This window comes from Alkalibacterium sp. 20 (genome assembly GCF_001885615.1).
Lineage (GTDB): Bacteria > Bacillota > Bacilli > Lactobacillales > Carnobacteriaceae_A > Alkalibacterium.
This window is the reverse complement of sequence record NZ_LSRN01000034.1, coordinates 72,065-88,271: the sequence shown is the minus strand read 5'-3', so window position 1 is coordinate 88,271 and position 16,207 is coordinate 72,065. Positions and strand designations below refer to the sequence as shown.

The 16,207-nt window shown below is 39.2% G+C and carries 16 protein-coding genes; 5 read left to right on the top strand and 11 right to left on the bottom strand.

The window, feature by feature from the left end:
* Positions 1-32: 32 nt before the first annotated feature.
* Complete coding sequence (locus AX762_RS06825; RefSeq protein WP_371261636.1) at positions 33-1,121, bottom strand: glycosyltransferase family 4 protein; 1,089 nt, start codon at positions 1,119-1,121, stop codon at positions 33-35.
* 137 nt (positions 1,122-1,258) lie between these two features.
* Here AX762_RS06825 and AX762_RS06820 point away from each other — a divergent pair, with 137 nt between their 5' ends.
* Positions 1,259-2,293: an LCP family protein gene (locus tag AX762_RS06820; RefSeq protein WP_071848394.1), complete on the top strand. Its 1,035-nt coding sequence runs from the start codon at positions 1,259-1,261 to the stop codon at positions 2,291-2,293.
* Positions 2,294-2,375: 82 nt separating this feature from the next.
* Here AX762_RS06820 and AX762_RS06815 read toward each other — a convergent pair whose 3' ends face one another.
* From AX762_RS06815 to coaA, 10 genes are all read right to left on the bottom strand, one after another.
* Positions 2,376-3,089 carry a GntR family transcriptional regulator gene (locus AX762_RS06815; protein WP_071848393.1) on the bottom strand — a complete coding sequence of 238 codons (714 nt, stop codon included), beginning with the start codon at positions 3,087-3,089 and terminating at the stop codon, positions 2,376-2,378.
* 39 nt (positions 3,090-3,128) lie between these two features.
* Positions 3,129-3,827, bottom strand: coding sequence for a glucosamine-6-phosphate deaminase (locus tag AX762_RS06810; RefSeq protein ID WP_071848429.1), 699 nt, complete (start codon positions 3,825-3,827; stop codon positions 3,129-3,131).
* 10 nt (positions 3,828-3,837) lie between these two features.
* Positions 3,838-4,974, bottom strand: coding sequence for an N-acetylglucosamine-6-phosphate deacetylase (gene nagA, locus AX762_RS06805; protein ID WP_071848392.1), 1,137 nt, complete (start codon positions 4,972-4,974; stop codon positions 3,838-3,840).
* 92 nt (positions 4,975-5,066) lie between these two features.
* Positions 5,067-5,894 carry an ammonia-dependent NAD(+) synthetase gene (gene nadE / locus AX762_RS06800; RefSeq protein WP_071848428.1) on the bottom strand — a complete coding sequence of 276 codons (828 nt, stop codon included), beginning with the start codon at positions 5,892-5,894 and terminating at the stop codon, positions 5,067-5,069.
* 41 nt (positions 5,895-5,935) lie between these two features.
* Positions 5,936-7,420, bottom strand: a complete 1,485-nt coding sequence (locus AX762_RS06795) for a nicotinate phosphoribosyltransferase (RefSeq protein ID WP_071848391.1) — start codon at positions 7,418-7,420, stop codon at positions 5,936-5,938.
* 135 nt (positions 7,421-7,555) lie between these two features.
* Positions 7,556-8,653, bottom strand: coding sequence for a glycosyltransferase family 4 protein (locus AX762_RS06790; protein WP_071848390.1), 1,098 nt, complete (start codon positions 8,651-8,653; stop codon positions 7,556-7,558).
* Entirely contained in the window at positions 8,650-9,390 is a 741-nt protein-coding gene (locus tag AX762_RS06785; protein WP_071848427.1) for a WecB/TagA/CpsF family glycosyltransferase, read from the bottom strand. Before AX762_RS06785 ends, AX762_RS06790 begins: the two co-directional genes overlap by 4 nt.
* An 81-nt stretch (positions 9,391-9,471) precedes the next feature.
* Complete coding sequence (locus tag AX762_RS06780) at positions 9,472-10,464, bottom strand: sensor domain-containing diguanylate cyclase (protein WP_071848389.1); 993 nt, start codon at positions 10,462-10,464, stop codon at positions 9,472-9,474.
* A 138-nt stretch (positions 10,465-10,602) separates the two neighbouring features.
* Positions 10,603-10,899 (bottom strand): DUF3221 domain-containing protein, encoded by a 297-nt coding sequence (locus AX762_RS06775; RefSeq protein ID WP_071848388.1) that lies wholly within the window; start codon positions 10,897-10,899, stop codon positions 10,603-10,605.
* Positions 10,900-10,919: 20 nt separating this feature from the next.
* Positions 10,920-11,843 carry a type I pantothenate kinase gene (coaA, locus tag AX762_RS06770; RefSeq protein WP_071848387.1) on the bottom strand — a complete coding sequence of 308 codons (924 nt, stop codon included), beginning with the start codon at positions 11,841-11,843 and terminating at the stop codon, positions 10,920-10,922.
* A gap of 224 nt (positions 11,844-12,067) precedes the next feature.
* Between coaA and mvk the strand changes: the two genes are divergently transcribed.
* The 4 genes from mvk to fni are packed head-to-tail and all read left to right on the top strand — an operon-like array spanning position 12,068 to position 16,173.
* Positions 12,068-13,021 carry a mevalonate kinase gene (mvk, locus tag AX762_RS06765; RefSeq protein WP_071848386.1) on the top strand — a complete coding sequence of 318 codons (954 nt, stop codon included), beginning with the start codon at positions 12,068-12,070 and terminating at the stop codon, positions 13,019-13,021.
* Positions 13,008-13,994, top strand: a complete 987-nt coding sequence (mvaD, locus tag AX762_RS06760) for a diphosphomevalonate decarboxylase (RefSeq protein WP_071848385.1) — start codon at positions 13,008-13,010, stop codon at positions 13,992-13,994. The genes mvk and mvaD overlap by 14 nt, the downstream gene beginning before the upstream one ends.
* A gap of 20 nt (positions 13,995-14,014) precedes the next feature.
* A complete protein-coding gene (locus AX762_RS06755; RefSeq protein WP_071848384.1) occupies positions 14,015-15,094 on the top strand; it encodes a phosphomevalonate kinase in 1,080 nt (359 codons plus the stop codon).
* Positions 15,095-15,111: 17 nt separating this feature from the next.
* Positions 15,112-16,173, top strand: coding sequence for a type 2 isopentenyl-diphosphate Delta-isomerase (gene fni / locus AX762_RS06750; RefSeq protein ID WP_071848383.1), 1,062 nt, complete (start codon positions 15,112-15,114; stop codon positions 16,171-16,173).
* Positions 16,174-16,207: the final 34 nt, after the last annotated feature.

Sequence of the window (16,207 nt, the reverse complement as noted above, 5' to 3'; positions counted from 1 at the left end):
GAATTATTATTATCTATAATTCGTGAGGTTTTCTATTTATTTAATTTTCGTAAGAACGCTTTAATTATATTCAAAATTGGGTGTTTATCTTCACCAACAAGACCAATGAGTTCTACAAACAAGATAACCCCTATGATCACAAAAAGTGTCAATAAAACAGAACCAATGAGTGTAGAAAAATTATAGAGCAAGGCGATAATTGAAAAGATGGCAGACACACTATAAATAGCTAAAACTGTTTGCTTATGTGACAACCCTATACTCATAAAACGATGATGAATATGACTTTTATCTGCGGTAGCAATGGATTGTTTGTTCAGCTTTCGTCTAATCATAGCAAATAAGGTATCTGTTACAGGAATACCTAAGATAATGATAGGTAGACCTAGAGAAATAAGCGTTGCATTTTTTAGGCCCTGTAAAGAAAACACACTTATCATAAAACCTAAAAACAAGGCTCCGGTATCTCCAAGAAAAATACTGGCCGGATAAAAATTATAAGGCCAAAAACCTGCAATGGCAGCGACTAGAATAAAAATCATCACAGAAATAGAGATCTCTTCAATGGTTAGAAAAAAGAAACCGATTATTCCCATCGTCGTTAGGGCAATCATTGAAATCCCGCTGGCTAATCCATCTAGACCATCTATGAGATTTATGGCGTTAGTAAAACCAACTATCCATAGAATAGTAAATGGAAGTTGAAAAGAACCAAATTCTATCGTACCTAAATACGGAAATGTCATGGTTTCCAGCGCGACGTCACCATAAAAATAGATAAGACTAGCTGCTGTGATTATCCCGAGTAATTTTAACAACGGAGATAATTCAAACAGATCATCAATGATTCCTGTTATAATAATAACTGAAGAGGCTGCGAATAGAGGTATCAACTGATTATAAGGAATGGGTACTAAGAAAAAGGTAGCCAGATAAAATGACAAATAAATTATTATACCGCCCATGGTCGGCATTCTTTTCTCATGAATTCTTCTTACTTTTGGCTCCGGATCATCTACGATGTCCCACTTGTCAGCCAGTCGTTTAAACAGTGGCGTTAATATAAGTGAGAATATCATCGTAAATATACTAACGAGCAATACAATATACATATCAAACATTATCATTCTCTTTTCATGCTATTTTGGACCCATTATAGCATTCTAAACTTTGAAAATACAATTGCAATTAAACGATAACTAGATTAAACTAATTAAGGAGATACTGCTCATTTTCCCCTTTAGAAAAGAGGTCCCCCATGCAATCAGATAAACATATTGATAAACAACAGCGAGTTAAAAAGCTGAAACGTCTTTCACTAATTCTAGGCGTACTCGTTTTTTTAACTTTCGGTATTATTGCCGGTTATTATGCTAATGAAGTGAGAGAATTTCTTAAAGATGTAAACGAAGATACACCTGAAGAATTAAAAGACACCAGTGAACAAGACGCCTCACTTAGAGATTTGCACCCTATCTCTTTCCTCATCCTAGGCTTAGACGCTGAAGGGGAAGGGGAAGCCACGCGATCTGATTCAATAATGGTCGCCACTGTCAATCCTGGCGAGGAATCAACAAAGATATTATCGATTCCACGTGACACTTTGATCACTTTACCTAACAGCAACGAACAAGAAAAATTCAATGCCATTTATCCCATTACTGGTATGACTGGTTTAATCGATTTCGCCGAAGATTACTTAACGATTCCGATTTCTTTTTATGCCACGTTGAATTTCGAAGGTCTGGTCGATCTGGTGGATGCCGTTGGAGGTATAACTGTCGATTCCCCTTTGTCCTTCACTGTTCAGGACAGCAACGAAAAGGCTGATGCCATTGTCATTGAAGAAGGTATTCAAAAGTTGAATGGCGAAGAAGCTCTCGGCTATTCTCGGATGAGAAAGCAAGATCCAAGAGGTGACTTCGGTAGACAAGACCGTCAGCGTGAAGTGATTGAGGCAGTGATCGAAGAACTTCTATCATTTAATTCAGTCACTAATCTCACACCAATTCTTAACGCCGTTCGTCCTAATCTGCAAACAAATATGTCAGGTCAGCAAATCCTCACAGTTGCTTCTAATTATAGTGCTGCAGGCAAAAACATTGAATCAGTTGAGTTCTCTGGAGCTGCAGAATATGTTTATTTCCCTTCCTACGGTCATGACCTGTACGTATGGAATCCTTATGAAGAGTCACTAGACGAAGCTAGACGTACATTACGTGAACACCTTGAACTAGATCCGTCATCAGAAGGACTACCCGAAGAAAACAGTAATGATGAAATAAATAATTAAAAAAAGAGTGTCTCCCCTCTTTATTAACTACACCTAAGATGTTTTCCATACGGTTAGTTTGTAAAGACAGGAGACATTCTTTTTAGTTACTCTTCGCTTCAATAAAAAATTCATAACGGGAACCAACATACTGGGCTCTGACATATTCAAAAGGGTTATCTTCCTGCGTGTAGCTCACTTGTTTTAATCTTAAAATTGGAGACTCTCTCTTGACATTCAACATATCAGCTACATACTCAGATGCCCATGTTGCGGATATGACTTGTTCAGCCCGAGCCACATGGTACCCAATATCTGAAAGCGATTGGTATAAGTGTTGTTTCAAATCTTCTTTGTTGATTCCACTTACAATATGATAAGGAATAGTCGCTACCTCAAAACATAAGGGGGCGTCATCTGCATATCGTATGCGTTCCATGACCAATACTTCTTCATCTTGTTTAATTTGTAGTTTTTCGGCTTCGCTCTCACTTGCATGTTTAGTATAAAAAGAAACAAGTTGACTCGAGGGGGTCTTTCCGAGTTTTTCAATAGTTTCGGTAAAGCTTGGGATCCCACTCAATTTTTCTCTGACTTTATCCGATGCAACAAATGTCCCCGCACCCTGTTTTCGCTCCAATAAACCTTCTTCAACTAAAGAACTCACCGCTTGTCTAGCCGTCATCCGACTGACATTAAATTCAGTTGCCAGTGCACGTTCAGAAGGTATTTTTTGACCTTTATTCCATTCTTTTGATAATACTTTTTGTCTTAATTCATTGTGCATGGCAATATAAACGGGTACTTTTTTCGACATAATGTTTCCTTCCTTACAAGCTAACTAACACCTCATAGATTATAACTGGCTGGCCGCCTCTTCATCAACAATAATAACGACATCAGAATGCTTTTGTAAAATACTGGCAGGAACATCTTCTGTAACAGGTCCATTCACTGTTTTCGCGATGGCATCTGCTTTGTTTTGACCATAAGCAATCAGAATGATTTTTTTAGCAGCCATAATGGATGCAATCCCCATTGAATAGGCAAATTTGGGTACATCTTTTTCAGAATCAAAATTACTTTTATTTGCTTCAATAGTCTCTTCCGTCAGCTTAACTTTCTGCGTTTCGGTATCAAAGGCTGTTCCCGGTTCATTGAAACCGATATGAGCATTTGTCCCTATACCTAAAATCTGAACATCAATGGGATACTTTTCTAAAATATCATTGTACCGTTTTATTTCAGTTTCTTCGGGTGCCAAACCGTCTGGAATATGCGTTTCTTTAAACAGCTTTTTGTTAAACAGTTGCTTCTGCATGAAAGTCTTGTAACTCTGTGGATGATCAGCCGTTAGTCCAATATATTCATCCAAATTGACAGCAATTTTATCTGAAAAATCAACATCACTTAATCTTAATTCTTTATATAATGTCTCCGGTGTGCTGCCGGTGGCTAGCCCAAAAACGGTTGCGCCTTCATTTGCTGCTTTTTGTATAAGTTGAAACGCCACTTTAGCGCCTTCTTCTTTATTTTTAACGATCTCAATTTTCATATTAGATGGCTTAGTTGAACTCATTAATTTTTCCTCCTAGGATTGTTTGTCTTAATGTTAAGTCTTCATCCAGCACGACCATATCTGCATCAAAACTTGGATATAATTGGCCTTTAGAAGTTAAATTAAACTCTTTAGCCTGGTTGAATGAGCTCATTTTGACCGCTTCTAACATTGAACAACCTGTAAAATTCATCATGTTTTTGAATGCGTCTATAAAGGTCAGTACGCTCCCTGCTAAGGAACCATTGCTTAGACGTGCTTGTTTGTCTTTCACAATGACTTTCTGCCCCCCCAGCTCACTCTCACCTTCCGGATAACCTTTGGCGCGCATAGCGTCTGTAATCAATTGAATCCCGTCCGCACCTTTTGTTTTATAAGCAAGTTTTACCATTTCCTCCGAAATATGAAACCCATCGACGATCATTTCAACGCTTACGCCGTCTTCTAGTAAACCGTATCCACTGACCCCAATTTCTCTATGGTGTAAGCCTAATTGGCCGTTAAAAAGATGTGTGATGTGCGTGGCCTTTGATTCTTTGAGTTGCTTGTATGTCGCACCTGAATGGCCTGCAGATAAGATGATATCATTATCTTGACAATACTCTTCAAACTCTGAAACTTCACCCGTTTCCGGGGCATAAGTAATGAGGCGAATACGTTCTCCACTTAATTCCTGCCATTTTTTCAGTGTATCAAGCTGAGCAACACGAATAAATTCTTCCGGCTGAGCGCCTTTGAATTTTTTTGATATAAACGGTCCTTCCACATGAATGCCACGAATCATCGGATTCATACTAGCCGCTTTATCGATTGCTTTTAAAGCAGCTTCAATCTTTTCATCTGATTGGGTCATCGTTGTTGGAAAATATGAAGTGATTCCTTCTTCTAACATTTTATACGTCATGTCACTAATTTTCCCGGCATCCGCATCCATGTTATCCACACCATAACCACCGTGGCTGTGGACATCAATAAAACCCGGTACAATAAAATGGCCGCGTAAATCCGCTTCTTCATCCTCTACTTGTTTAGTATAATGTTCCATTTTACCTACACCGATTATTTCATCAGAGAAACGGATATACCCATTTTCAATTTCTCCTTCGCCGGTAAAGATATGAGCGTTAGTGTATACTTTTGTCACAAAGAATCCTCCTTTTTTATTGTTGCTAAATTAATGCGTAACAATAATGAGCAACATCTTTGTATTCATTGAAAAACACAGCGATGTTGCGTCTACTTCCAGAAATCGTCAAAGATCGTAACTGGTAAGTGACGCTTGTGTTGTGTTTGAAGGTACCATTTCTCAATTTTTTCTGCTGATTCTTTTTCTATTTCTTTGCCTTCCAGGTAATCATCAATTTCATCATAGGTCACGCCTAAGGCAGCTTCATCTGCAATACCGGGCTTATCACTTTCCAAGTCAGCTGTTGGTACTTTTTCTATCAAGTGTTTTGGTGCACCGAGCGCTAAAAGTAATTGTTTGCCCTGTCTTTTATTCAAACGGAACAGCGGATTGACATCTGTTCCCCCATCACCATATTTCGTGTAAAAGCCTGTGACTGCTTCGGCAGCGTGATCTGTCCCTAAAACAACACCCTTTGTTTCGCCGGCTATCGCATACTGGACGCTCATACGTTCACGTGCTTTTATATTTCCTTTATTAAAATCACTTACTTTCAAATCATTAGCTTCTATACTTTTTTCAGTTGCATCCACAGATGGTTCGATATCTGCACGCATCATTTTGTCTGGTTGTATCCAGTCAATAGCAGCCATTGCGTCTGCTTCATCTGCTTGTATACCATAAGGCAATCTTAAAGCTATAAATAAATACGTTTGATCCCCTGTTTCTTTTCGTAATTCTTCAACAGTTATCTGAGCAAGTTTTCCCAGTAATGTAGAATCTTGTCCGCCAGACATCCCTAAAACAAACGTTTTAAGAAAGGAGTGTTTCAGCATGTATTCTTTCATGAAATCGATAGATCGGCGAACTTCTTCTTTAGCATCAATGGTAGGTGAAACATTCATTTCTTCTACTATTTGTTTCTGTAAATCAGACATCATTTCCTATCTACTCTCCTTTAACATCGATATGAATCATCTTAAAAAAATGATTTATTCATCGTTGTTTTCTCTTTTGCAATTTCTCTGAAAAAATTAATTGTCTCTACTTTTTCATCATATAATTTTTGTGATAAATCAACAGGATACGGCTCCGGATTCAATAAGCGTTTATGTTCCTCCCATTGTTCTGATAAACTCTCTTTTGCATAATCCTTGATCTCTTCAAGAGAAGGCATATTGTAAACCAGTTCTCCCTCCACGATTATATCTTGTAACAGCGGACGTGCTTCAAAGTCATCTAATGTTTTGTTTATATACGTGTATTGGGGGTGGAACATAAACAATTCATCCTGCAGGTCGGGACGTTCATCAGCAAGGGCAATGTAATCTCCCTCAGGCTTCACATTATTATGCGAACGAATACGCCAAACCTGTTTTTTCCCTGGTGTGGTGATCTTAGACGCATTCGCTGTAAGTTTTAAGGTTGGATACATAGTTCCGCCGTTTCCTTCAACAGAAACAATTTTATATACTGCTCCTAATGCAGGCTGATCAAAGGCTGTAATCATTTTGGTACCTACGCCCCACACATCGATTTTTGCTCCCTGCATCTTGAGGTTCAAAATTGTTTCCGCATTTAAATCATTAGACACATAAATTTTTGCATCCGGGTAACCCGCTTCATCTAATTGTTGTCTTACACGTTTGGATAGATACGATAAGTCTCCAGAATCTAAGCGGACACCTAAAAAGTTGATCTTATCGCCCATTTCATTAGCTACTCGTATGGCATTGATCACGCCCGAATCAAGCGTATGATAGGTGTCGACTAAGAAAACACAGTCTTTGTGTGTCTCGGCATACGCCTTAAAGGCTTCGTATTCATCTCTATAAGCTTGCACCAATGAATGGGCATGTGTCCCAGAAGCGGGTATACCAAAAATTTTACTTGCTCTCGTATTACTCGTCGCATCGCATCCGCCAATATAAGTTGCGCGTGATCCCCATATCGCTGCATCAAACTCCTGCGCTCGTCTCGCACCGAACTCCAGGACAGGGTCATCACCTGCCGCACTCTTTATTTGAGAGGCTTTGGTAGCAATGAGTGTTTGAAAATTAACAATATTAAGTAATGCTGTTTCTATTAATTGGCAATCTGCAATGGGGCCTTCAACTTGAATCAAAGGTTCATTGGCGAAGGCAACTTCTCCTTCTTTAAATGCACGGACGGTTCCTTTAAATGTCCAATTCTCCAAGTACTCTAGAAAGTCTTCCGGAAATTCTTTGATTTCTTTTAAGTACTTAATATCTGATTCACTAAATTTAAGATTTGTAATATAATCCACAACTCTTTCAAGCCCGGCAAAAACTGTGTAGCCAATCCCAAAAGGATTATCCCGATAATAAACTTCGAAAACGGCCTTATTTAGGTGGTTCTTTTTTTTCCAATAAGTATAAATCATATTTAATTCGTAAAAATCTGTATGCAATGCCATGCTATCATCTGCATAGGTCTGAAACATCGTTTTTCCTCCTAATTATATAAGGTAACTCCGTATTGAAGTATACCATAATTCGCGCCTTATCGCGTTTATTCTGTATTAATCATCGGCGTACCTACAGCTAGAAAGAAACAAAAACCCAAAATAGAAAAGTTTCTATTTTGGGTTTTTTACTAAAATTTCCTGATAAAATGATTTTACGGCTTTCGCCTGTTGTTCGATTGAAAAACGTATCGCCCAGGCATGGAGGTTTTTTCCTTTTTCACTTAGTTTATTTTTTTCCCAGAGTGAATAAGCTTGCAATAGGGCTTCTTTTATTTTTTTGTTATCATTTGGGGGAACGAGCCACCCCATACTTGAATCTTTGATCACTTCTTTGACGTCTCCTACATCTGTGGCAACGGCAGGCACGTTTACATCAGCTGCTTCAAGTAAAGTCAACGGAAAACCTTCGCTCAAAGAGGGAAGCATAAAGATGTCCGCCTGATTTAATTCTTTCTTGATTTCAGCTGAGGAAAGCCAGCCTTTAAAGTTTAAATGCCCAGACAAATCATAATCTCTTCCACGTCTCTTTAAAGTCTCCATTTCTTCACCGTCACCACAGATTACCCATTGCCACTCTTCAAATTCAACTGTCCTTAAGACGTCCATCAAGTTAGAATAGCCTTTGATTTTATTAAGTCTGCCTACAGTAATAAGAGTAAACACCTTTGATTGTATCATGGGACCCTGTTCGGCCGATTCAGAAAATCTTATACCATTATGTATGACTTTAATGCGATCAGGGGAAACATTAAAAGAATGTAACACTTCCTTTATTTCATTGGAAACAGTTATGATGCCATCTGCTCTTTTAAAAGTCAGACGGTGAATCGTCTCAAACACTTTTCCTTTGATTCCTCTATCTTTAAAATCTAATAAAGGATTACTATGAACAGTCATTATCCAATACACGTGTATAAAAGGATTCAAGAGAGCTATGAGCGCGTTGGCTCGTGGCCCGTGGGTGTGTACAATTGTGTAATCTTGTTCTTTGATATATTGTCGTAAACGGTACAACACTTTAATATCAAAGCGGTTATTTTGTTCAAAAACATATACTGGAATACCCTCTTTGCGCGCTGCTTTAGCTACGGGACCTTCCTCAAAGACAATCAAGTCGACACCATCCTGTTCAAGTTCTTTAAGCAACGAGATGATGTGTACAAGGCCACCCCCGATTTCGTTTCCAGCATTTATATGAGCAATTTTCATATTTTTTTTTCCTTCTTATTCTGTTTATAAACTTCCTGCAAAAATTTTGGCAATACGGCCATACGTTTATATCTCGAGGGCTGTTTAATTAAACGATACAGCCATTCAATATGAAAAGATTGAACAAATTTCGGTGCACGCTTCGTTTTACCGGATAACACATCAAAGCTACCTCCTACGCCGACTGCTATTCCATGAGATACTCGGCTAAGATAGTGACTGATCCATTTTTCTTGTCTAGGAAAACCAAACGCTACAAATACAATATCAGGATTAGTATTTTTCACTCTCTCGATCATTTCCGGATCATCATGATCAAAATACCCGTGATGATAACCGACAATATTGATATGAGGCCATTTGTTCTTTACCTTTTCAATGGTGAGCTCTAAAGTTTCTTCTTCAGCACCTATAAAATAAACGTTTTTCTCTTCTAAATCAGCGATTTCAAGTAAACCGAGCATCAACTCAAATCCGGGAACGCGTTCTTGAATTGGCGTGCCCAATTTACGAGAGGCTTTAACAATACCAATACCATCCGGCGCGATATAATCTGCCTGCATCAACAAATCATAATAATCTTTATTATTTTTTGCATACATAACGATTTCCGGATTGGCGGTCACTAAAAATGTTTTTTGATGCGTGTTTAGTCGTTCATTTAAGTTTTTCAGGAATTCTTTACGAGTCATATTATCGAAGGGGATCCCTAGAATCATCACTTTTCTTTGCATCATATGTCCATCCATTCTGCTAACTTTTCGCTCTGTTTTCTTGTTTAGAGGCCTATTTTACCGCATGCCAGTCAATCTGTCTATCTAGTCTGATAAGACATTGTTTTTCCCATTTTGTTTTATCCTGAATAATAAGCGATTTGCACGATTGAATAGTTCACTGACCGTCTCATTGGGTTCATATTCAGCCACTCCCAAACTACTCGTCACCTCGGCCGGTTCACTAAAGTCTCGGTTACTAAAAGTTACTCTAATTTGTTCAGCAATTTGACGCGCTTGGCTTTTCTTGACATCGGGAAGCACAATCAAAAATTTCCCTCCTTCAAACATTCCGGCATAATAATCCGCTTGAATGATTTCCTTAATAACTGCTGCCGCTTCTTTGATCAATTCGTCACCAAATAACGGTCCGAACAAAGAATTCTGATGTTCTAAATTGTCAATGTCCACTAAAATCATTGAAACGGTCTGTCGTTTTTCTTTATTGACTTCAGAAATGATTTGTCCCAATTTAAGAAGGATGTTTGATCGGTTAAGTAGACCAGTCAACTTGTCTAGTTTAGAGATTTGCACCCATTCTTTATTTTCTTTGAGTAGCACCTGTTTTTCCGCTTCATACTTTGTAACGTCAAAAACGATACCCGTGAGAAATAAAGGTTCTCCCGTTTCGGTCCGCTGCGTTATTTTCCCACGGTCATAATAAGTTTTGTACGAGCCGTCTTTTGCCCGGATACGGTATTTCACTTCCCAAACAGGAACTTTCCCAGCTAAATGATCTCTCATTTCTTGCATGACACATTCGTAGTCTTCGGGGTGTATTCGATCGGTAAAAAAATGATAATCAACATTTTCAGGTAACTCTTCTCTCTTAAAACCTAAAGATGTAGCTTTCATTGGGTTGAAGGTTACTTTTTTTTGCTCTAAGTCCCAAAACCAATGACCCAAATTACCTATCCATGAAAATTCCAGTGAATCTTGTTGCTGCTGTAGATCAAGGAGTTCTTTGTTTAAACGTTTCACAGCGGCTAATTCATTTTTCAACAGGTCAATTTCTCTTTGCTGCTCAGTGTCCACCATATTGTCATCCCCTTTTCTCTAGTATAATACAGGTCTCTGTTGTTTTATATTAAGAATTCAAAGCTATTCAATTCAAAAAGACGATAGTCACAAAACTGTCATACTTTGATAGTTTTGTGTTTTTTGATAAACCGAAAGTCACTTTGTTCTTTCGATTTCAATGAGATTGATTTGCAAGGGGAAACTTTCCATAATAGGCCCGTCATGAGTCACTCTGACTTCATCTCCTACTTGGAAATTCAAATCATCTTCAACACGGATGCTTACTTCAGAACCCGATCGTCTTATTTCTTCGTCTTCAAACGGCTCTACAATAATATAAGACTCTTCAACATTAATAATCCTTCCTTCAAAGGTCGGGTAATTTTTATTTGTTTGACATCCACTTAAAACAAAGATAAAAGTAAACATAAAAACTACAACGACCATCTTCATTCAATTACCTCCATTTCCATTTAATGCTTTTTCAGTAATAACTGATCTATAAAATGCTCTGTTGTCTTGTGTAAAATCATGTCTGCCCTAAAACGAGTAGGTAAAATATATTCTTCTAAATTTTTCAAGTTGATTGTTTTCCAAACGTTTCTCGCCATTTCGAACGCTTCTTTCTTATCTCCAATGGCATATGGGTAATAATAATTAGAAGGATCCTTGAATGCTGTCTTTAAAAGCAATCCGAACCGTTCCAAATACCAATTTTCAATTTTATGTGGCTCAGCATCGACATAAAAACTGAAATCAAAAAAATCACTCACAAAGATTTTTTCGTTTGCCGGTAATTGTAAAACGTTGATGCCCTCGACAATAAGAATATCTGGTTGATCGACAACTTCAAATTCATCTGGGACAATATCATATAAACGATGCGAATAAAGTGGGACCTCGATATTTCTTCGTCCACTTTTAACATCTCCCATAAAACTAATGAGACGATGCATATCATAGCTTTCGGGGAAACCTTTACGGTTGAGAATATTATGCTCTTTTAAAACTTCATTGGGATACAAAAAACCGTCTGTAGTAATGAGGCTAACCTTTTGATCAGGATAGGCTCGCGCCATCATGGCTTGTAGAAAACGTGCCAGTGTACTCTTTCCCACGGCCACACTTCCAGCTATCCCAATAATATAGGGATCTTTTTTTTGAGGTTTACTTAAAAAACGTTTAATCTCGCATTGTCTTTCATGATAATGTTTGATGTACTTATTTAGTATTTCCAATATGGGCAAGTAAATTTCTTTCACGTCTGTCACTGAAACGTTGTCATTCAGGGAACGCAGTGCCTCTACTTCGATGTCTGTCAACATCATTTTTTTGTTTTTATTTAATTCTTTCCATTCTTCTCGATTAATAATATAAAAGGAATCTGATTCTTTCATGCGGTTACCTCCGCTCTCCATCGTATTTATCTTACTTAGTTTACCAAATTCTTATCCGCTTTCACAATACCCTCTTATAATCTGTGGAAATATAATTCTTAATTGAATTTTAAAGATAACTTGATATGATAAAATTGACGAACTCGATGTGATAGACTATGATACAAAAGATGTGGTTCAACCGCTCAAATTATATAAACAATAACTAGTAAAGAGGTTACTCTATGAAGACCCTACCAGAACAAGCTAAAGGTTTTGCTCACGGAAAAATCATATTAATGGGTGAACACGCTGTTGTCTACGGCGAACCTGCTATTGCCCTCCCTTTTAGGGCAACACCTGTAGAAGTCACAATAGAAAAAATAGCCACACCGAATCGAATTATATCAAGTTATTATCAAGGACTACTTTGTGAAGCGCCTCGATCCTTAAATAATTTAAGCATACTGATAAAAACGATCTGTAACGATTTAAATCAGTCTTCTGACCACTTATCAATTACAATAACAAGCTCTATCCCCGCTGAAAGAGGTATGGGTTCAAGCGCAGCCGTTGCTACAGCACTCGTTCGGGCACTTTTCACTTATTATGACGAACAACTTGACGCGTCTCATCTGTTAAATTATGTCGATTTATCCGAAAAAATTGCACACGGTAATCCCAGTGGTATAGATGCTCGTGTGACAAGCAGCGATGTGCCCATCTTTTACCAGAAAGGCAGCGTCTTCGAGCCTTTCACCTTAAATATTGCCGGGTATTTGATTGCATCAGATACTGGCGTGCAAGGACAAACGCGACAAACTGTCAAAGACGTTGCCGATCAGGTCAAACGTTCACCAGATCAGACAATGGTTATAATTAAACGGCTTGGACGATTGACACTTCAAGCCAAGGAAGCCATAGAAAAAAATCAGGAAGTGACGCTAGGCAAACTGATGACTCAAGCACATGAATTATTACGACAGCTAAATGTAAGCAATGATTTACTGGATCAGCTCGTAGAAACTGCCCTCAGTCATGGTGCGCTAGGGGCTAAGCTAACTGGTGGCGGTCGCGGCGGTTGTATGATTGCATTAACCCGTACAAAAAAAGAGGCAGAACTCGTCTCAAATAAATTAATGGAACAGGGAGCAGTTAATACCTGGATTCATGCGTTAGGAGCAGATAATGAAGGGTGAATGGGTACGCGCACATACGAATATTGCACTGATTAAATACTGGGGTAAAGAGAATGAAAAGTTGATCATTCCCATGAATAATTCTCTTTCCTTAACTTTGGATGCTTTCTACACAGAAACGAGAGTTATCTTTGATGAAAATTTAAAAGCAGATGAGTTATACTTAGACAACACGATACAAGATTTAGCTGCGCTGGAAAAAGTCAAAACCGTTTTAAACATAGTTCGAGAGAAAGCCGGTATCAAAGCGAAAGCGAGAGTTGAAAGTTACAATCATGTTCCTACCGCAGCAGGACTAGCCTCGTCCGCATCGGGATTGGCAGCCTTGGCAGGCGCGGCAAGTTTAGCGGCAGGACTTGATTTATCTGAAAAAGAGCTGTCCAAATTGGCCAGACGGGGATCCGGATCTGCTTCAAGAAGTGTCTATGGCGGATTTGCTGAATGGCAAAAAGGGACGGACGACGACACCTCTTACGCTGTCCCTATCGATGATGCGAGTTGGGATATTGGTATGCTCTTCATTGTCGTGAATGATAAGAAAAAAGACGTATCCAGTCGTGAGGGCATGCGGAGGACCGTCAAAACATCTCCCTTTTATCAAGGCTGGCTGGACACGCTGGATGCTGATTTGAGTGCGATAAAAGAGGCGATCAAGCAGCAAAACGTCCATGAAGTCGGTGCCATCGCTGAGCGCAATGCACTGAAAATGCATGCAACGACATTGGGAGCAAATCCTCCGTTCACCTACTGGTCGCCTGATAGCATGAGAGCAATGGAATCAGTCAGAGACTTACGTGAACAAGGTTATTCCGTTCATTTCACTATGGACGCCGGTCCCAATGTGAAACTCATCTGCAAACAGTCTCAATTAGCAGAAATAAAAGCATACTTACTCAAAGACTTTTCAGAGAGTCAGCTTATCGAAGCAAGACCTGGACCCGGACTGCTCGTCGTTTCAGAATTTAGTAAATAGTTAAATGAAAAGGTGACGATATGAAACACGCACACGCTAAAGCCCCAGGAAAATTATATATTGCCGGAGAATATGCCGTCACTGAACCAGGACACCCTGCGGTGATTGTAGCAGTAGACCGATTCATTACTGTTTCATTGTCACCGTCTAGTAACGTTTACGGGACGATATGCTCCCCTCAACTTTCAAGTAAAACGCTGAAATGGAAACGATTGGGTCACGACCTCTTTCTAGAAGAGCCAATCGAAAAGACGACTATCTTATTAAAAACCATCGAAGTCACTGAGCACTTTTTAAGAGAAAAAGGCGTGACGCTCCCCTATTATGATATAACAATAAAAAGTTCATTGGACAGCAAAGATGGCAGGAAATATGGCTTAGGTTCCAGCGGAGCTGTAACTGTCGCAACGATTCTGGCCTTACTTGAATCGGTTGAGTATTCGCTTGACGATGAAGGAATATTCAAACTTGCTGCGATCATACACACACAATTACATAGCCGTGGCTCGCTTGGAGACTTGGCTGCAGCCACCTATACTGGCTGGATTGCTTACTATAGTGTGGATAAAAGTTGGGTGAAAGAAAAGCTGGCTGATGCAAATCTCATTTCACTCCTTGAGTGTTCATGGCCTGAACTGAAAATTGAACGGCTCCCTTCACCAAAGACTTTAAAGCTTATCGTTGGATGGACAGGGATACCGGCATCGACAGAAACTTATGTCAAGTCTATAGAACAGGACCGTGAAGAACTAAACTATCAGGATTTTTTACTTCAAAGCAAAAAATGTGTGACGGACCTAATTGTCGGGTTAAAAACAAATGACACGCAACAGGTATTTGACTCTATCCGTTACAACCGAGAATTATTGCTTGAAATGAGTCATGCAAAAGAAATAGTCATAGAGACCCCTTTACTTCAGACGCTTACCCGTATCGCTTTAAAATATGGCGCTGCTTCAAAAACGTCTGGTGCTGGAGGCGGAGACTGCGGAATCGCCCTGGTCAATTCAAGTGTTCAAGAAAATGAAATACTGTCAGAATGGCGGGCAAGTACTATTGAACCTCTTTCTCTTGCTGTGTATGATAAATCTAACTTATAAAATCTGGAGTGTGCTTTATGCCGAAAACCAATAACCGCAAAAACGAACATGTCTCATTATCAGAAAAATTTTATGATCAGGGTCACTCTTCGTTTAAAGATATAAAATTTATTCATCACTCTTTTCCACAACGCGATGTCTTGGATGTGGATCTTTCTGTTTCTTTAGATAATCTGCAATTCTCATCCCCTTTCTTTATCAATGCCATGTCTGGCGGAAGTGAATGGACTGGGAAAGTTAACGAAAAACTAGCTACCATCGCCCGAGAAACAGATTTGGCAATGGCAACTGGATCGGTCAGCGCTGCCCTTAAGGATCCTTCTCAAGCCAGTTCATTTAAAATTGTTCGCCAGACAAATCCGAATGGTCTCGTTTTCGCAAACTTAGGTGCCGGACATGGTTTAGAGAACGCCAAACGTGCCGTTGATTTACTCGGTGCCGATGCCCTTCAGATCCATTTAAATGCGCCTCAGGAAATCGTTATGCCAGAAGGTGACCGTGAATTTTCAATTTGGATAGAGAATCTTCAAGCAATAGTGAACGGCTTACCTTTACCGGTCATCGTCAAAGAAGTGGGCTTCGGCATGTCTAGAGAAACAGTGGCCTTGCTCGAATCTATCGGTGTTACACTTATCGATATCAGCGGCAAAGGCGGAACAAACTTTGCTCGAATAGAAAATTACCGCAGAAAAGACTACAAGCTGGATGATTTCGAAGAATGGGGACAATCCACTGTCGTCTCTCTTCTTGAAGCACAAGAAAGTGTCAAAACAGCGTCAATAATCGCTTCTGGAGGCATCAGACGCCCGATGGAAATCGTTAAGTCATTAGCGCTTGGTGCTTCGATCAATGGCCTTTCAAGCCAAATCATGCATATGGCACTGGACGATGTGGATGAGGCTATTCTGACCGTTAATCATTGGAAAGAAGAAATCAGACGGATCATGACTTTACTCGGGGCAGAATCTATCGATGATTTAAGAAAGACCGATATAATCATTTCAGGAGCTGCTGCTGAGTGGTGTGAAGCTAGAAACATTGACAAATCGCGCTACGCTTTTCGTTCTAAAACTCTTTGAAAATCAGTTAAATCTAATTCCAACTGAAGAAGGT

Bases quoted from the DNA above. Each gene is read 5' to 3' on its own strand.
- AX762_RS06825 (WP_371261636.1), bottom strand. From the start codon at position 1,121: ATGTTTGATATGTATATTGTATTGCTCGTTAGTATATTTACGATGATA.
- AX762_RS06820 (WP_071848394.1), top strand. From the start codon at position 1,259: ATGCAATCAGATAAACATATTGATAAACAACAGCGAGTTAAAAAGCTG.
- AX762_RS06815 (WP_071848393.1), bottom strand. From the start codon at position 3,089: ATGTCGAAAAAAGTACCCGTTTATATTGCCATGCACAATGAATTAAGA.
- AX762_RS06810 (WP_071848429.1), bottom strand. From the start codon at position 3,827: ATGAAAATTGAGATCGTTAAAAATAAAGAAGAAGGCGCTAAAGTGGCG.
- nadE (WP_071848428.1), bottom strand. From the start codon at position 5,894: ATGTCTGATTTACAGAAACAAATAGTAGAAGAAATGAATGTTTCACCT.
- AX762_RS06795 (WP_071848391.1), bottom strand. From the start codon at position 7,420: ATGTTTCAGACCTATGCAGATGATAGCATGGCATTGCATACAGATTTT.
- AX762_RS06790 (WP_071848390.1), bottom strand. From the start codon at position 8,653: ATGAAAATTGCTCATATAAATGCTGGAAACGAAATCGGGGGTGGCCTT.
- AX762_RS06785 (WP_071848427.1), bottom strand. From the start codon at position 9,390: ATGATGCAAAGAAAAGTGATGATTCTAGGGATCCCCTTCGATAATATG.
- AX762_RS06780 (WP_071848389.1), bottom strand. From the start codon at position 10,464: ATGGTGGACACTGAGCAGCAAAGAGAAATTGACCTGTTGAAAAATGAA.
- AX762_RS06775 (WP_071848388.1), bottom strand. From the start codon at position 10,899: ATGAAGATGGTCGTTGTAGTTTTTATGTTTACTTTTATCTTTGTTTTA.
- coaA (WP_071848387.1), bottom strand. From the start codon at position 11,843: ATGAAAGAATCAGATTCCTTTTATATTATTAATCGAGAAGAATGGAAA.
- mvk (WP_071848386.1), top strand. From the start codon at position 12,068: ATGAAGACCCTACCAGAACAAGCTAAAGGTTTTGCTCACGGAAAAATC.
- AX762_RS06755 (WP_071848384.1), top strand. From the start codon at position 14,015: ATGAAACACGCACACGCTAAAGCCCCAGGAAAATTATATATTGCCGGA.
- fni (WP_071848383.1), top strand. From the start codon at position 15,112: ATGCCGAAAACCAATAACCGCAAAAACGAACATGTCTCATTATCAGAA.